This is a genomic window from Brachybacterium sp. ACRRE (assembly GCF_022346485.1).
Lineage (GTDB): Bacteria > Actinomycetota > Actinomycetes > Actinomycetales > Dermabacteraceae > Brachybacterium > Brachybacterium halotolerans.
Genome location: NZ_JAKRMO010000002.1, coordinates 21,111 through 37,214, shown reverse-complemented (window position 1 = coordinate 37,214; position 16,104 = coordinate 21,111). Strand labels below are relative to the sequence as shown.

13 protein-coding genes are annotated in these 16,104 nt (G+C 70.3%); 7 read left to right on the top strand and 6 right to left on the bottom strand.

Annotated features, from left to right (window positions below; translation table 11 throughout):
- Window position 1: 1 nt before the first annotated feature.
- From gyrA to dnaA, 6 genes are all read right to left on the bottom strand, one after another.
- Complete coding sequence (gene gyrA / locus MHY49_RS00970) at window positions 2-2,962, bottom strand: DNA gyrase subunit A (RefSeq protein WP_255719145.1); 2,961 nt, start codon at window positions 2,960-2,962, stop codon at window positions 2-4.
- A 71-nt stretch (window positions 2,963-3,033) separates the two neighbouring features.
- The gene (gyrB, locus tag MHY49_RS00965; RefSeq protein ID WP_228359650.1) at window positions 3,034-5,112 is read right to left on the bottom strand and encodes a DNA topoisomerase (ATP-hydrolyzing) subunit B; all 2,079 of its coding nucleotides are present in this window, start codon (window positions 5,110-5,112) and stop codon (window positions 3,034-3,036) included.
- A gap of 419 nt (window positions 5,113-5,531) precedes the next feature.
- Window positions 5,532-6,332: a DciA family protein gene (locus tag MHY49_RS00960; protein WP_239201821.1), complete on the bottom strand. Its 801-nt coding sequence runs from the start codon at window positions 6,330-6,332 to the stop codon at window positions 5,532-5,534.
- Complete coding sequence (gene recF / locus MHY49_RS00955) at window positions 6,329-7,606, bottom strand: DNA replication/repair protein RecF (RefSeq protein ID WP_239201819.1); 1,278 nt, start codon at window positions 7,604-7,606, stop codon at window positions 6,329-6,331. The genes MHY49_RS00960 and recF overlap by 4 nt, the downstream gene beginning before the upstream one ends.
- A gap of 20 nt (window positions 7,607-7,626) precedes the next feature.
- On the bottom strand, window positions 7,627-8,751 hold the full coding sequence (gene dnaN, locus MHY49_RS00950) for a DNA polymerase III subunit beta (protein WP_228356738.1): 1,125 nt from the start codon (window positions 8,749-8,751) through the stop codon (window positions 7,627-7,629).
- Window positions 8,752-9,347: 596 nt separating this feature from the next.
- Window positions 9,348-11,105, bottom strand: a complete 1,758-nt coding sequence (gene dnaA, locus MHY49_RS00945) for a chromosomal replication initiator protein DnaA (protein WP_239201817.1) — start codon at window positions 11,103-11,105, stop codon at window positions 9,348-9,350.
- Between the two features lie 388 nt (window positions 11,106-11,493).
- On the opposite strand from dnaA, the gene rpmH reads away from it, so the two are divergent.
- The 7 genes from rpmH to MHY49_RS00910 all read left to right on the top strand — a co-directional run bounded on the left by rpmH (window position 11,494) and on the right by MHY49_RS00910 (window position 16,069).
- A complete protein-coding gene (gene rpmH / locus MHY49_RS00940) occupies window positions 11,494-11,631 on the top strand; it encodes a 50S ribosomal protein L34 (RefSeq protein WP_152353963.1) in 138 nt (45 codons plus the stop codon).
- A 35-nt stretch (window positions 11,632-11,666) separates the two neighbouring features.
- Complete coding sequence (rnpA, locus tag MHY49_RS00935) at window positions 11,667-12,080, top strand: ribonuclease P protein component (RefSeq protein ID WP_239201815.1); 414 nt, start codon at window positions 11,667-11,669, stop codon at window positions 12,078-12,080.
- Window positions 12,080-12,370 (top strand): membrane protein insertion efficiency factor YidD, encoded by a 291-nt coding sequence (gene yidD, locus MHY49_RS00930; protein WP_239201958.1) that lies wholly within the window; start codon window positions 12,080-12,082, stop codon window positions 12,368-12,370. The genes rnpA and yidD overlap by 1 nt, the downstream gene beginning before the upstream one ends.
- Window positions 12,371-12,455: 85 nt before the next feature.
- Entirely contained in the window at window positions 12,456-13,556 is a 1,101-nt protein-coding gene (yidC, locus tag MHY49_RS00925; protein ID WP_239201813.1) for a membrane protein insertase YidC, read from the top strand.
- Window positions 13,557-13,651: 95 nt separating this feature from the next.
- A complete protein-coding gene (locus MHY49_RS00920) occupies window positions 13,652-14,416 on the top strand; it encodes a R3H domain-containing nucleic acid-binding protein (protein ID WP_239201811.1) in 765 nt (254 codons plus the stop codon).
- Complete coding sequence (gene rsmG / locus MHY49_RS00915) at window positions 14,416-15,153, top strand: 16S rRNA (guanine(527)-N(7))-methyltransferase RsmG (protein ID WP_239201809.1); 738 nt, start codon at window positions 14,416-14,418, stop codon at window positions 15,151-15,153. Before MHY49_RS00920 ends, rsmG begins: the two co-directional genes overlap by 1 nt.
- A gap of 34 nt (window positions 15,154-15,187) precedes the next feature.
- Window positions 15,188-16,069 (top strand): ParA family protein, encoded by an 882-nt coding sequence (locus MHY49_RS00910; protein ID WP_228359649.1) that lies wholly within the window; start codon window positions 15,188-15,190, stop codon window positions 16,067-16,069.
- The last annotated feature ends 35 nt before the right edge of the window (window positions 16,070-16,104 follow it).

Here is a 16,104-nt window from a genome sequence, read left to right as displayed (position 1 = left end):
GTCACTCCTCCGATGAGACGTCGCCGGTGGACGCGTCGTCGCTCGACGCGTCGTCGGACGCACCCGAGCCTAGAGCATCTGCGTCCGCATCCTCGGCAGACGCGTCGGGCGTCTGCTCCGCGGGATCGACCTCGGGATCGACCTCGGGATCGGCCGCGGGATCGGCCGACGACTCGGTCGACGGCTCATCCGCGCTGTCGGCCGGGGCGTCACCCGCGCCGGCGGCCGACGGATCCTCCGCGCCGTCCTCCGGATCGGCCTCGTCGAGGTCGACGTCGGACTCGGCGCTCACGGCGACCAGCACGATGTGGTCGTTCTTGCCGGGCTTCGCGAAGACGACGCCCATGGTGGTGCGGCCCTTGACGGGGATCTCGGCAACGCGCGAGCGCACCACCTTGCCCTTCTCCATCACGACCAGCAGCTCGTCGCCCTCCTCGACGACGGCTGCGCCCACCAGGTGGCCGCGGTCGTCGGGCAGCTTGGCGACGCGGATGCCGAGGCCGCCGCGGCCCTGGACCCGGTACTCCTCGATGTCCGAGCGCTTGGCGAATCCGCCGTCGGTCACGGTGACCACGTAGGTGCCGGGGCGCACCACGTCCATCGCGAGCAGCTCGTCGTCGTGGCGGAACTTCATGCCGGTGACTCCGCTGGTGGCGCGGCCCATCGGGCGCAGCACGTCGTCCGAGGCGGGCATGCGCACGCTCTGGCCGTTGCGGGAGACCAGCAGCAGCTGGTCGTCGCCGTCGACCACGCGGGCGGCCACGAGCTCGTCGGGCTGGGGGCCGTCGGCCGTCTCCATCTCACGCAGGTTCACGGCGATGATGCCGCCCGTGCGGGACGAGTCGAACTGGGTGAGCGCGGTCTTCTTCACGAGGCCGTGGCGGGTGGCGAGCACCAGGTACTCGGCGTCCTCGTAGCTGGAGATCGCGAGCACGGAGGCGATGTGCTCGTCCGGCTGGAAGGCCAGCAGGTTCGCCACGTGCTGGCCCTTGGCGTCGCGCGGTGCCTCGGGGATCTCGTAGCCCTTGGCGCGGTAGACGCGGCCGGCGTCGGTGAAGAACAGCAGCCACTGGTGGGTGGTCGTGGTGAAGAAGTGCTGGACCACGTCGTCGTCCCGGAGGCTGGCTCCGCGCACGCCCTTGCCGCCGCGCTTCTGGGCGCGGTACTGGTCGGTGCGGGTGCGCTTGACGTAGCCGCCCTTGGTGATGGTGACGACCACGTCCTCCTCGGGGATGAGGTCCTCCATCGACATGTCGCCGTCGAAGGGCAGGATCTCGGTCCGACGGTCGTCGCCGTACTTCTCGACGACGCCGGCGAGCTCCTCGGAGACGATGTCGCGCTGGCGCTGCGGGGAGGCGAGGATCGCCTTGTACTCCTCGATGAGGGCCTGCAGGCGGTCGTGCTCCTCGATGATCTTCTGGCGCTCCAGAGCGGCCAGGCGGCGCAGCTGCATCGAGAGGATCGCGTTCGCCTGGATCTCGTCGATCTCGAGCAGCTCCATGAGGCCGGTGCGGGCCTCGTCGGCATCCGGGGAGCGGCGGATCAGCGCGATGACCTCGTCGAGCGCGTCGAGCGCCTTGAGGTAGCCGCGGTAGATGTGGATCTGCTCCTCGGCACGGTCCAGACGGTACTGGGTGCGGCGCACGATGACGTCGAGCTGGTGCTTCGTCCACTCGCGCACGAAGGAGTCGACGGACAGGGTGCGCGGCACCCCGTTCACGAGCGCGAGCATGTTCGCGCTGAAGTTCTCCTGCAGCTGCGTGTGCTTGTACAGGTTGTTCAGGACGACCTTGGCGACGGCGTCGCGCTTGAGCGTGAGCACGAGGCGCTGGCCGGTGCGGCCCGAGGTCTCGTCGTTGATGTCGGCGATGCCCTGGAGCTTGCCGAGCTTCACGAGCTCGGCGATCTTGCGGGCGAGCGAATCGGGGTTGACCTGGTACGGGAGCTCGGTGACGACGAGCGCCATCCGCCCCCGGACCTCCTCGGTGGAGACCACGGCGCGCTGGGTGATGGATCCGCGGCCGGTGCGGTAAGCGTCCTGGATGCCGCGGGTGCCCACGATGGTCGCGCCCGAGGGGAAGTCGGGGCCCTTGATGCGCGCGAGGCACGCGTCCAGCAGCTCCTCCTTCGTGGCCTCGGGGTTCTGCAGCAGCCACTGGACGGCCTCGGAGACCTCGCGCAGGTTGTGCGGCGGGATGTTCGTGGCCATGCCCACGGCGATGCCGGCGGAGCCGTTGCACAGCAGGTTCGGGAAGCGCGCCGGCAGGATCGTCGGCTCCTCGAGGGTGCCGTCGTAGTTGTCCTGCATGTCGACGGTGTTCTCGTTGATGTCGCGCACCAGCTCGAGGGCCAGCGGCGCCATCTTGCACTCCGTGTACCGCGAGGCGGCCGCGCCGTCGTCGCCGGCCGAGCCGAAGTTGCCCTGGCCCAGGATCAGCGGATAGCGCATGTTCCAGGGCTGCACGAGGCGCACCATGGCGTCGTAGATCGCGGAGTCGCCGTGGGGGTGGTAGCCGCCCATGACCTCGCCGACGACCTTCGCGCACTTGGAGAAGGAGCGGTCGGGGCGGTAGCCGCCGTCGTACATCGCGTAGACGATGCGGCGGTGCACGGGCTTGAGGCCGTCGCGCACGTCCGGGAGGGCGCGGTCCACGATGACGCTCATCGCGTAGTCGAGGAAGGAGCGCTGCATCTCCTGGTTCAGGTCGACCTGGGTGATGAGGTCGCCCTCGCCCCCGTCGAGCGGGTCCACCAGGGTGATCACGCGCTCGGAGGCCTCGCCGACCTCGATCTGGGTGCCGCCGGCGTCGGGACCGTCGGGGCCGACGGGCGCGCCCGATCCGGTCGCGTCGTCGGAGGGGTCGGGGACGTCGCCCGCGCCCTCGGCGCCGGTCGGGGTCTGCTGGTCTTCGGGGCCGCCCGGGGTGCCGGGGTTCTCGGGGGTGTCGGAATCGTCGTTCATCAGCTGGCGCCTTTCGTTCAGGGCCTGTCAGTGCGGGTCGTCTGGGAGGTGCGGGGCGGGCTCGCTCTCGATCAGATGTCGAGGAAGCGCACGTCCTTCGCGTTCTCCTGGATGAAGCGGCGGCGGGACTCCACGTCGTCGCCCATGAGCACGGAGAACACCGCGTCGGCGTCGGCCGCCTCGTCGACGGTGACCTGCTTGAGGGTGCGCGAGGCGCGGTCCATCGTGGTGGTCTGCAGCTCCTGCCAGTCCATCTCGCCCAGGCCCTTGTAGCGCTGGATGCCGTTGTCCTTGGGGATCCGCTTGCCGGAGGCGCGGCCCTCGGCGAGGCGCGCATCGCGCTCGTCGTCGCTGAACACGTAGTCGTGCGGGGCGTTGGACCACTTCAGGCGGTACAGCGGCGGCATCGCGATGAACACGTGGCCGAGCTCGATGAGCGGGCGCATGTAGCGGAACAGCAGCGTGAGCAGCAGGGTGCAGATGTGCTGGCCGTCGACGTCGGCGTCGGCCATCAGGATGATCTTGTGGTACCGCAGCTTGGTGGCGTCGAAGTCCTCGCCGATGCCGGTGCCGAAGGCGGTGATCAGCGAGCGGACCTCCTGGTTGTCCAGGGCGCGGTCCAGGCGCGCCTTCTCGACGTTCAGGATCTTGCCGCGGATGGGGAGGATCGCCTGGGTGCGCGGGTCGCGACCCTGGACGGCGGAGCCGCCGGCGGAGTCGCCCTCGACGATGAACACCTCGCACTCGGCGGGGTTGCGGGACTGGCAGTCCTTGAGCTTGCCGGGCATGCCGCCGCTCTCGAGCGGGGACTTGCGGCGGGTCGCATCGCGCGCCTTGCGGGCGGCCTCGCGGGCGAGCGCGGCGCTCTGGGCCTTGCGCACGATGTCGCGGGCCTCGCCCGGGTGGGACTCGAACCAGTCGCCGACCTTCTCGGTCATCACCTTGGAGACGAAGGTGCGGGCGATGGTGTTGCCGAGCTTCGTCTTGGTCTGGCCCTCGAACTGGGGCTCGCCGAGCTTCACGGAGACGACCGCGGTGAGGCCCTCGCGGATGTCCTCGCCGGTGAGGTTCGGGTCCTTGTCCTTGATGAGGCCCTGCGCCTTGGCGTAGCGGTTGACGACGCCGGTGAGCGCGGAGCGGAAGCCCTCCTCGTGGGTGCCGCCCTCGTGGGTGTTGATCGTGTTGGCGTAGGTGTGGACCGACTCGGAGTACGCGGTCGTCCACTGCATCGCGATCTCCACGGAGATCATGACCTCGGTGTCCTCGGCCTCGATGTCGATGATCTCGGGGTGCACGATGTCGGCACGCTTGACCGAGTTGATGTAGGCGACGAAGTCGCGCAGACCGTTCTCGTAGCGGTAGGTGACGGTGCGGGGCTTCTTCGGGTCCGTGCCCTCGGCGGCGTCCTCGGCCTCGCGCTCGACGTCGACGGCCTGGTCGTCGTCCTCCCCGACCACCTGCGGGCGCTCGTCGGTCAGCGTGATCCGCAGGCCCTTGTTGAGGAATGCCATCTGCTGGAAGCGCTTGCGCAGCGTCTCGAAGTCGTAGTCGACGGTGTCGAAGATGTCGGCATCGGCCCAGAAGGTGATCGTGGTGCCGGTCTCCTCGGTCTCCTCGCCCTCGACGAGATCGGTCGACGGCGCCCCGCGCAGGTAGGTCTGGCGGTGCACATGGCCCTCGCGGCGCACCTCGACGTCGAGCCGGGTGGACAGGGCGTTCACGACGGAGGAGCCCACGCCGTGGAGGCCGCCGGAGACCGCGTACCCGCCGCCGCCGAACTTGCCGCCCGCGTGCAGCTGGGTGAGCACGAGCTCGACGGTGGGCTTGCCCTCGGTGGGGTGCATGCCGACGGGGATGCCGCGGGCGTGGTCGACGACCCGCACTCCGCCGTCGGCCAGCAGCGTGACCTCGATGGTCTCGCCGTACCCGGCCATCGCCTCGTCGACGGAGTTGTCGACGATCTCCTGGACCATGTGGTGCAGGCCGCGCTCACCGGTGGAGCCGATGTACATGCCGGGGCGCTTGCGGACCGCGTCCAGGCCCTTGAGGACGGTGATGTCGGAGGCGCCGTAGTTCCCTCCGGCGACCTCGGCCGAGAGCTGATGCTCGGTCTCCTCCGACGTCTGCTCCTCGGGATTCTCGGCTGCCATCGCGCTGTCGCTCACGTCGGGGTTCGCTCCTCGGGTCTCGGTGCACACCGGGGGCAGGATCGTTCCGCCGACGGGTGCCGTGCTCGCCGGCCGACGGCACCGCCTGCCGCAGACGGCGCACCGATCTCCCCACGGCGCGAGTCCGTGCGATGACCTGGGGCGACCCGGAGCGAGCGACCGCAGCCGACGTCTCCTGATCCGCGGCCGTGGATGCTTCCGGCCGAACCTCTTCATTCTAGCGGATTCGAGGCCACGATTCACGCCGTGCGGCACGAAAATGGGGACAGATCGCCCCCGGAAGTGCCTCCAGGAGGCTCTGCGACGCCTCTCGGAGTGATCCGGGGTGGTGGAGATGAGGGCCGGTACGTACGGCGGGCCGCTGACGCGTCTGGAGGGCGTGTGGTGCTTCGGCCGGATCCTCAGCCGTAGGTGTCGCGGGGGCCGCGCCAGGTGACGGTGCGTCGGCCTCTCTTCCAGGAGCGCTCGGCCGCCGCGGGCCCGGTGACACGCAGCTCGGAGACGACGTGCGCGCCCACGTGCTCCTCGATCGTGGAGATCAGGCGCGGGGTGAGCATGCGCATCTGCGTGGCCCAGGCCGAGGAGCTCGCCGAGACCACGAGGACGCCCTCGTCGAGGGAGACGGGGGTGCAGTGCTCGGCGACGCTCGGTCCGACGATCTCGTCCCACTCCTCCAGGACGCGCCCGGAGTTCATGCCCTCGGTCCAGCCCAGGTCGCCCAGGACCCGTCGCATCACGGCCTCGAGTCCCTGCGGGTCACGGGCGTCGGGGCGCGATCCCGAGTACCCGGGCGTGCTGCGCCTGCGGCGCTCGTGGAGGCCCTGGGTCTTCGCGGAGATCGGGAACAGGCCGCGATCCCGAGCGGCGGCGCGGGAGCGGTTGACGGTGCGCCGGGCGAGCTCGAAGGAGTCGTCGCTGCGGGGCAGCTCGGGAGGGTCGACGGGCTCCTCGTCGACGCGATCCGCCTCGACGGAGGTTCGGCCGACGGATCCGATCGCCGGCTCGTCCGCCGGCTGCTCCGCCGGTTGCCCGGCCGATCGCTCCGCCGCCCCCTTCGCCGTCGAGGTCGCGCCGTGCCGACGTGCGGGAGCGCGCCGTCCCCCGCTGCCGGCGAGGGCCTGGCGCCGCTCCTCCTGCGCCGCGCGCTCTCGCCAGGTGCCCAGGTCGTACGGGTTCGGAACGTCGCCCGACGCGGGAGTCACCAGCTGCTCCCGCCGCCGTGGTGCAGGCTTCCCTCGCGCACCCGGGCCTCGCCGAGCTGGACGTCGACCACATGGATCTCGCCCTCGAGGGAGTCGGGGATGTCGGAGTCGTTGGCCGTGGTGATGAGCACCTGGGAGGCGCCGGTGACGATGCGGCCCAGGCGCTCACGACGACTCGTGTCGAGCTCGCTGAAGACGTCGTCGAGAACGAGGATCGGCTCGCCGTCGCCCAGGTCGCCCTCCTCGAGTCGCAGCAGGTCGTAGGAGCCCAGGCGCAGCGCGAGGGCGAGGGACCAGGATTCGCCGTGGCTCGCGTACCCCTTGGCGGGGAAGCCGTGCAGTCGGATCTCGAGGTCGTCGCGATGGGGGCCGACGAGCGTCACGCCCCGGTCGACCTCGTCGTCGCGCTTGGCGACGGCCTCGGCGAGCAGGGCGTCCTCGAGCTCCGTGGTGCTGGGCAGCGCGCCGTCGGGCACGGCGAGCGTGTCGAGCACGCTCGAGCGGTAGGAGATGTCGGCCGGGGAGTCGATGCTGCCTCGCTGGTCGGGCGGCAGATCGAGGGACGACTCGGCGCCGGCGTCGCTCGCCACGCGCAGGTAGGAGTAGCCGACGTGGGGACGCAGCCGGTTCACGAGGTGCACGCGGGCGCGCAGCAGCTCGGCGCCGAAGCGGGCGAGCTGCTGGTCCCAGACCTCGAGGGTCGAGACCGCCGCCTCCTCGGGATCGAGACCTCCCACGGAGCGGCCGGCGCCGCCGCGGCGCATGGTGCGCATCTGCTTGAGCAGGCCCGTGCGCTGCTTGACCACGCGGTCGTAGTCGGCCTTCACGCCCGCGAAGCGCGGGGCGATCAGGAAGAGCAGCTCGTCGAGGAATCGCCGTCGGCCCTCGGGATCGGCCTTGACCAGGCCCAGGTCCTCGGGGGCGAAGAGCACGGCGCGCACCTCGCCGAGCAGGTCCCGCAGGCGGTTCAGGGCGGCGCCCTGCACCCGCGCCCGGTTCGACTTGCCCGGGGTGATCTGGAGATCGACCTGCAGGTCACGGCCGGCGCGCACGAAGGCGGCGCGGATGATCGCGGTCGATTCCCCGCGCCGCACCAGGGCGGCGTCGTGCGGGACGCGGTGGCTCGAGAGGGTCGCGAGGTACCAGAGCGATTCGACGATGTTCGTCTTGCCCTGCCCGTTGGGGCCGACGAAGACGGTCACGCCGGGGGCGAAGGGCAGCTCGAGGTGCTCGTAGGAGCGGAAGTCGAGGAGATCCAGGGAGGTCAGATGCACGGGGACATCACCCCGCCCCCTCAGATCCGCATCGGCATGATCAGGTACTTGTACTCGCCGGAGGCATCGCCCTCGAGGGACTCCTGGCCGCTCATGACGGAGGGCTTGATGGAGTCGGTGAAGGTGAGCTTCGCGAAGTCCTCGCCGAGGGCGCCGAGGCCGTCGAGCAGGAAGCCGGAGTTGAAGCCGACGACGAGCTCCTCGCCGTCGAGCTGGGCCTCGAGGGACTCGGAGGCCTGGGCGTCGTCGCCGGCGCCGGCCTCGAGCGTCACATTGCCCTCGGTGAAGGAGAAGCGCACGGGCGTGTTGCGCTCGGCGACCAGGGAGACGCGCTTGACCGCATCGATCAGCGGTGCGGTCGCGACCACGGCCGTGATCGGGGTCGAGCTCGGGAACAGGCGGCGCACGGGCGGGTAGTCGCCGTCCACGAGGGTCGAGGTGGTGCGGCGGCCGCCGGCCTCGAAGCCGATGAGGTTCGCCGAGGAGTCGTCCGAGATCGCGATGTCGACGCTGCCGCCGGTCGCGAGGGAGCGGGCGACCTCCTGCAGGGTGCGGGCGCGCACCAGGGCGGTGATCTCGAGGTCGGGCCGCGAGGGGCGCCAGGTGATCTCGCTCATCGCCAGGCGGTAGCGGTCGGTCGCCATCAGCGTCATCTTCTCGCCGACGATCTCGACGCGCACGCCGGTCAGCAGCGGGAGGGTGTCGTCCTTGGAGGCGGCGACGGTGACCTGGGAGATCGCCTCGGCGAACACGTCGGCCTGGACGGTGCCAGCGACCGGGGGCATCTCCGGGAGCTGCGGGTACTCGTCGACGGGGAGGGTCGCCAGGGAGAACGCGGCACTGCCGCAGCGCACCTCGACCTTGGTGCCGACCAGCTCGATCGAGACGTCCTTGTTGGGCAGGGAGCGGACGATGTCCGAGAGCATGCGGCCCTGCACCAGGACCTCGCCCGGGTCCTCGACCTCGGCGGGAAGGGTGATCTGCGCGCTGACCTCGTAGTCGAAGGTCGACAGCAGCAGCTCGCCGGTGCTCTGGGCGACGATGCGCACGCCCTGCAGGATCGGCATCGCGGGCCGGACGGGGAGCGTACGGGTCGCCCAGGTGACGGCGTCGCCGAGGACGCCGCGGTCGAGGTGGAACTTCACCGTTGCCACTCCTTCGCAGGGGGTCGAGGTCGGTGCCGGGTTCCCGGCAGATCAGGTGCGGGGTGTCGAGCTGCCGGGGGTGCCGGCTCTCGGCGGGAATCGCCCCGGGGACGGATCCCTCGGGGCGCGGTCGTCAGCGTAGCCGCTCGGAGGCACTTCTCGCGACACACCGAATCACACGCTTGACATTCACCGCCTCGAAGCTCCGAAGTCTCCGGGCCGACGGACGCAGCCCTCGCACCCCGACTTCTCCACATCCTCAGCGGAACAAGAACAGGATTCCTCTTCTTCACGGCTGTTGATGTCGTGGAGAACTCACGTCGTCGCAGGTCACATCGCATGATGCGGTCGTGCATGCAGCGTTGACGACGTCCACCTCGATGTGGGCGCTCTGTGCACATCTGTCCGATACGGGCCGTGGAACCACAAGAATCCATGCACATCGACCCCTGCGGGAACGCTCGATGCTCCACATTGTCCACAGAGTTGTTCACACTGGGGACGACGTCGGCCCGACCGTCCCTGTGACCCATGGTCTGTCGCAGGGTGTGTCAGGGTCCGGCACGCGTCGGTCGCCAGCACCCGACGATCGGGCCTCAGGCGTTCTGGGAGCTCGAGTTCTTGATGCGCGCCGTCAGCTCGGTCACCTGGTTGAAGATCGCCCGTCGCTCCTTCATGAGCTCGGAGATCTTCTTGTTGGCGTGCATGACGGTGGTGTGGTCGCGGCCGCCGAACTCCTCGCCGATGCGGATCAGCGGCATGTCCGTGAGCTCGCGGCACAGGTACATGGCGATCTGACGCGCGGTGACGAGCACGCGCGTGCGGGCGCCGCCGGTGATCTGGTCGACCGTGAGGCCGAAGTAGGAGGCGGTCTGCGCGATGATCGTCGCGGCCGTGACTTCGGCGCCGTCGTCATGGGCCAGGAGGTCCTTCAGGACGCTCTCGGCGAGGGAGACGTCCATCGGCTGCCGGGACAGGGAATGCAGCGCCTGGACGCGGATCAGGGCGCCCTCGAGCTCGCGGATGTTCGTGGAGATCCTCGAGGCGATGTACTCCAGGACGTCGCGGGGGACCTCCTGGGTGCCCTCCATCTCGACCTTCTTGCGCAGGATCGCGATGCGGGTCTCGAGGTCCGGCGGCTGCACGTCCGTCATCAGACCCATCTCGAAGCGCGAGCGCATGCGGTCCTCGAAGCCGCCCAGCTGCTTCGGGGGCAGGTCGGAGGTGATGACGATCTGCTTGTCGGCGTTGTGCAGCGTGTTGAACGTATGGAAGAAGGCCTCCATCGTCTCCGGCGCGCGCTGCAGGAACTGGATGTCGTCGATGAGCAGGATGTCGATGTCGCGGTAGCGGCGATGGAACTCCTGCGCCTTGCCGAACTGGCCGGACTGCACGGAGTTGATGAAGTCGTTGGTGAACTCCTCGGAGTTCACATAGCGCACCTCGATGCCCGGGTACAGGGACTGCGCATAGTGGCCCACCGCGTGCAGCAGGTGGGTCTTGCCCAGTCCCGAGCCGCCGTAGATGAAGAGCGGGTTGTAGGCGCGAGCGGGGGCCTCGGCGACCGCGGAGGCGGCGGCCTGCGCGAAGCGGTTGGACGAGCCGATGACGAAGGTGTCGAAGGTGTACTTCGCGTTCAGGCGCGAGTCCGAGCCCAGCGTCGACTCCTCGTCGGCGGGCGGGGCGGCATCCGTGGGCCCACGGGTCTCGTCGACCCGCTGCGTCCTCTCCGAGCGGCGGGCATCGTCCTCGTGGGCGAACCACTCGGCATCCTCGCGTCGGCTCCGAGCGTCGAACGACGGGCCCGACGTTCCCGTTCCGGTCTCCGTCGGCGCCTCCGCGGGGAAGCGATCGGCGCCGAACGGTCGGCGGGCTCCGGCGCCGCCCGCCGGAGCGGGGTCCGGGGAGGGGACGGACGACGGGGAGGACGGCAGCGGGGACGGAGCGGAGGCGGTGCTTCGAGCACCTGCGGAGCCGCCCTGGGCGTCCGCTCCGTCCACGTTGTCCACATCGGTGTCCACAGCCCCGGTGGACGGGGCGCGGTCGGCGGCGGCCGTGCCGCGCGGGGATTCGTCGTCGTCCTCGAAGAGGGACTCGTCGACGGTGACGGCGAAGCGGGTCTCCCGCCCCGTGGCCTCGGACAGCGCCTCCTTCAGGGCGCCGGCGATGCGCTGCTCGAAGAGGTCCTTCGCCCAGGTGGAAGGGGCTGCGACCAGTGCGGTGTCCGCGACGATCGCCATCAGCCGGGACAGGGTCAGGAAGGCCATGGCGCGCTCGGTGACGGTCTCGTACCGACGCAGGATCCGAAGGGTCTCGTCCCAGGTCGCGTCGTAGTCGACGACTGTCTCGTCCATGCTGCTCTCCGTACGGGCTCAGGGTTGTCCACCCAGTTTTCCACAGTCTCGGAGCGCCTGGGGACGCTCCGGGGGTGAGCATGCGCATCGCCGGGAGGAATCGTTCGCCGGCTCGTCACCGGAGGGTCGCCGGGACGCGGCAGGATCCCTCGCGACGGGTGAGAATCGCACCACAATCGGGCTGACCAGCGTCGCGTCCGTTGACCCCCCGTGTGCCCGAGCCTAGGATCGTGCAGTCGTCGCTGTGCCGCCCCCTGGGTCGGCGGAGTCGCACGGAACCGGGCCCCACGTCGGCCCCGGACACCGGAAGCGCCCGCCCCCGTGATCGCGCAGCGGCCCCAGAGCCACCGCGAGAGGCACGCCCCTGTGCCGCGATCGAGGAGAACCGATGACCAAGCGTACGTTCCAGCCGAACAACCGCCGCCGCGCCCGCAAGCACGGCTTCCGCGCCCGCATGCGCACCCGCGCCGGCCGCGCCATCATCAACGCGCGCCGTTCGAAGGGCCGCTCCGAGCTCTCGGCCTGAGCCTCGGCTCGACCGGTGATCTCGGAGGCAGGGCCATGAGCTGGTCCCGCCACCGGCTGCACACGGCGCAGCAGTTCCGCACGGCCACCCGCCGAGGAGCCCGCGCCGCACGATCCCACGTGGTCGCCCACCTGGTCCTCCGCACGGAGGAGCCCCAGGAGGCCCGCGTGGGATTCGTCGTCTCCACGAAGGTGGGCAACTCGGTGGTGCGCCATCGGGTGGCCCGCCGTCTGCGGGAGATCGTGCGCAGCCACATGACCGAGATCCCCGAGCGCTCAGACCTGGTGCTGCGCACCCTCCCCGGGGTGCAGGACGTGCCCTTCGCAGACCTCGAGGAGCAGGTGACCGGCGCGATCGCGAGCGCCCGCCGCAAGCTCGAGAAGCGCTCGGCGCAGCGGTCCGCGGAGAGCACCGCACCCGGGACGCCGACAGCGGCGGCCGCGCCGTGATGCCGCTCGCGGCGCTCCCGCGCCGGGTGCTCATGCTTCCGATCCGCGCCTACCAGGTGGGGATCTCGCCCTACACGCCGCCGGCGTGCCGCTTCGACCCCGTGTGCTCGCAGTACGGCATGGACGCCCTGCGCAGGCACGGAGCCGTCAAGGGACTGCTGCTGACCGCCTGGCGGATCGTGCGCTGCAACCCCTTCACCCGGGGCGGGATCGATCCCGTGCCGGCACCCGGGATGTGGACGAACCCACGTCCCGGCCATCGCTCGCGAGGGCGGCGCCCAGCCCGATAGGGCCTACCCTTGTCCGAGACCCCGACCCGCAGCCGTCACACCGCATGAACGACATGCGCCTACGGACGGCAGGAAGATCAGGCCGATGCCCAACATCCTCTATCCCATCGAGTGGGCCGTCGCATGGATCATGGTGCTGTTCCACCGGTTCCTCGACCTCTTCATGGACGGCAGCTCCGGCTGGACCTGGCTGCTGTCCATCGTGGGACTCACGATCGTCGTCCGCACCCTGATCACGCCGCTGTTCATCCGGCAGATACGGTCCTCGCGCGCCATGCAGGCGGTCTCGCCGCAGCTCAAGGCCGTGCAGAAGAAGTACAAGGGCAAGACCGACCAGGCGTCCCGGCAGGCCATGAGCGAGGAGACCATGGCCATCTACCGGGAGGCCGGGGCGAACCCGCTCTCCTCGTGCCTGCCGCTCGTGCTGCAGATGCCGATCTTCTTCGCCCTGTTCCGGGTGCTGTTCTACAAGCTCAAGGACGCGGCGAACGGCGAGGCCTTCGGCCCCCTGACGCATGACCTGGCCTCCAACGCCTACCACGCGACCCTCTTCGGCCACGTCACCATCGCGGACAGCTTCCTGAACTCCGGCGCGGGCGGCATCGGCACCAAGATCGTCGCGGGCGTCATCATCGCGCTGATGTGTCTGGGCAACTTCATCACCCAGAAGGAGCTGACGATGCGGAACATGCCGCCGTCGGCCCTCGAGGGCCCGATGGCGAGCACCCAGAAGATGATGATCTACATGCTCCCGTTCATCTACGTGATCACGGGACCGGGCCTGCCGATCGGCGTGCTCACCTACATGCTGACCACCACTTTCTGGACCATGGCGCAGCAGGCGATCGTGGTCTACACGTACCCGACGCCCGGCTCTCCCGCCGAGGCCTCGCACCAGAAGCGCATCAACACCAAGCGCGAGAAGAACGGCCTCGAGCCCCTCGACTTCACGCCCAAGAAGCCCGTGGTCGTCGACGACGACGCCCCGATCCGGGTGCAGCCCAAGGCCAACAAGGGCGGCAAGAAGATGACCGACGCCGAGCGCCTCGAGGCCGCCCGCGAGGCGCGCCGCAAAGCCCAGGAGGAGCGGCGCGCGCGCAACCAGGACGGTGGCGAGAAGCCCTCCGACCAGTCCGGCAAGAAGCCTTCCAACGCCCTGAACAAGGGCAAGAAGCGCAAGCGCTGAGTCGTTCCCCGCACGATCCCGCAGGGGCGGAGCGCCCCGCTCCTGCGGATCCGATGCACGGCCCACGGCCTCACCCATCCCCCGAGGAGAACACCATGACCGAACCCAGCACCTCCGACGACGCCGTCGAGACGCCCGAGACCCCCGCCAGCGCACCGGTCGCCGATTCCGGCGTCGACACAGGCATCGCACCGCAGACCGGCGACGCACCCGAGAACGGCGACGCACTCGAGGCCCCCACCAAGACCGCGGCTCCGGCTGAGACCGCGGCTCCCGCCGCCGAGGCCCCGGCCTCTGCGAGCGACGACGAGAGCGCCTCCCCGGAGGCCGAGGAGCAGCAGGCCGACGAGGACTCCGACGAGGAGGAGCCGGCCGCGCCCCGCGATCCGGCCGGGCGCGTCCGCGAGCTCGAGGAGGAGGGCGACATCGCCGCCGACTACCTCGAGGAGCTGCTCGACATCGCCGATCTCGACGGCGACATCGACATCGACGTGGACGGGGACCGCGCGTCGGTCGAGATCCGCGGCGCCGACCGCCTCGCGAAGCTCAACGGCTCGCGCGGCGAGCTCCTCGATGCCCTGCAGGAGCTGGCCCGCCTCGCCGTGCAGTCCCGCACCGGCAACCGCTCGCGCCTCATGCTCGACATCGGCGGCTTCCGCGCGCAGCGCAAGGACGACCTCGAGCACCTGGCCGAGGACGCCGTCGCGACCGCCCGGGAGAACGGCCGTCCGGTGCCGCTGCGGCCGATGAACCCCTTCGAGCGCAAGGTCGTCCACGACGTCGCCAAGCAGGCGGGCCTGCGCTCCGAGTCCGACGGGGACGGCAAGGACCGTCACGTCGTCATCTACCCGGCGTCCTGATGGGCGCCGGTCCCGTCGGCCCCGAGGGCGCCGGTCGCAGCGGCGCCTCGGCCCCGGCGCTGCCCGAGCCACTGCGGCCCGTCGCCGAGCGCCTGCTGGGTGACCGGCTGGGCCTGGCCGAGCGCTTCGTCGGCATGCTCGCCACGGACGGCCTCGAGCGCGGACTCATCGGCCCGCGGGAGGTGGAGAGGCTCTGGGAGCGCCATCTGATCAACTGCGCGCTGCTCGTCGACGCGATCGACGAGGGGACGCGCACGCTGGCAGACGTCGGCTCCGGCGCGGGACTGCCCGGGGTGGTCCTCGCGATCGCCCGACCCGACCTGCGGATCACCCTCATCGAGACCATGCAGCGCCGTGCGAGCTGGCTCGAGGAGGTCGCCGAGGAGCTGGGTCTCGAGGTCGAGGTGGTCCGTGCCCGGGCGGAGGATCTGCACGGACAGAGGACCTTCGACGCGGTGACGGCCCGGGCCGTGGCGGCCCTCGAGAAGCTCGCGAAGTGGACCCTGCCGCTCGTCGCCCCCGACGGGGAGCTGCTGGCGCTCAAGGGGAGCTCCGCGGCCGAGGAGATCGAGAGCGCGCAGAAGGTGCTTCGTCGCCTGGGAGGTGTCGATCCCCAGGTGCTGGAGCTCGGAGTGGGAGAGGTCGAGGTTCCCACTACAGTGGTCAGGGTGCGCCGCGCCCCGCAGGGCGGGAGCGCGAGCACTGCACGGACGAGGAAGGGAGAGGCACGTGGCTGAGAGCCGCAGCCGTTCCACCGGTCCCACCGGGAGCATGGACGACACCCCTCTCATGCGTCAGCTCGCCCGGGACCATGCCCGTCGACGGGAATTGGAGGGACTCGTGTTCGACGCTCCCGAGAGCACGCGCGTGATCACGGTGGCCAACCAGAAGGGCGGGGTGGGCAAGACGTCCACGACCGTGAACCTCGCGGCCGCTCTGGCCATGGGTGGGCTGAAGGTCCTGGTCATCGACATGGACCCGCAGGGCAACGCGTCGACGGCGCTGGGCGTGGACCATCAGTCCGAGGTCGCGAGCATGTACGACGTCCTCGTGGAGTCGACCCCTCTGGACGACGTCGTGCAGGAGGTCGACGAGGTCGAGGGCATGCTGTGCGCCCCGGCCACCATCGACCTCTCGGGCGCCGAGATCGAGCTGGTCTCGATGGTCGCGCGCGAGAACCGTCTGCGCGGCTCGATCCGCGACTACCTCGCCGCTCGCGAGTCCTCCGGGCGAGAGCGCCTGGACTACGTGCTCATCGACTGCCCGCCGAGCCTGGGCCTGCTGACCGTGAACTCGCTGGTCGCCGCCCGCGAGGTGCTCATCCCCATCCAGGCCGAGTACTACGCCCTCGAGGGCCTCACGCTGCTGCTGAAGAACATCGACCTGCTGCGTCAGCACCTGAACCCTGAGCTCGTGGTCTCCTCGATCCTGCTGACGATGTACGACGCCCGCACCCGGCTCGCGGCGCAGGTCGCGGAGGACGTCCGCACGCACTTCCCGGATCAGACCTTCGGGACGACGATCCCGCGCTCCGTGAGGATCTCGGAGGCGCCGAGCTACGGCCAGACCGTGCTGTCGTACGATCCCACGAGCAGCGGCGCGCTCGCCTATCGGGCGGCCGCGCACGAGCTCACCACCCGAAGCGTCCCCTGACCTGCAGCGGGACGCCGCACACCACCCTGAACCCA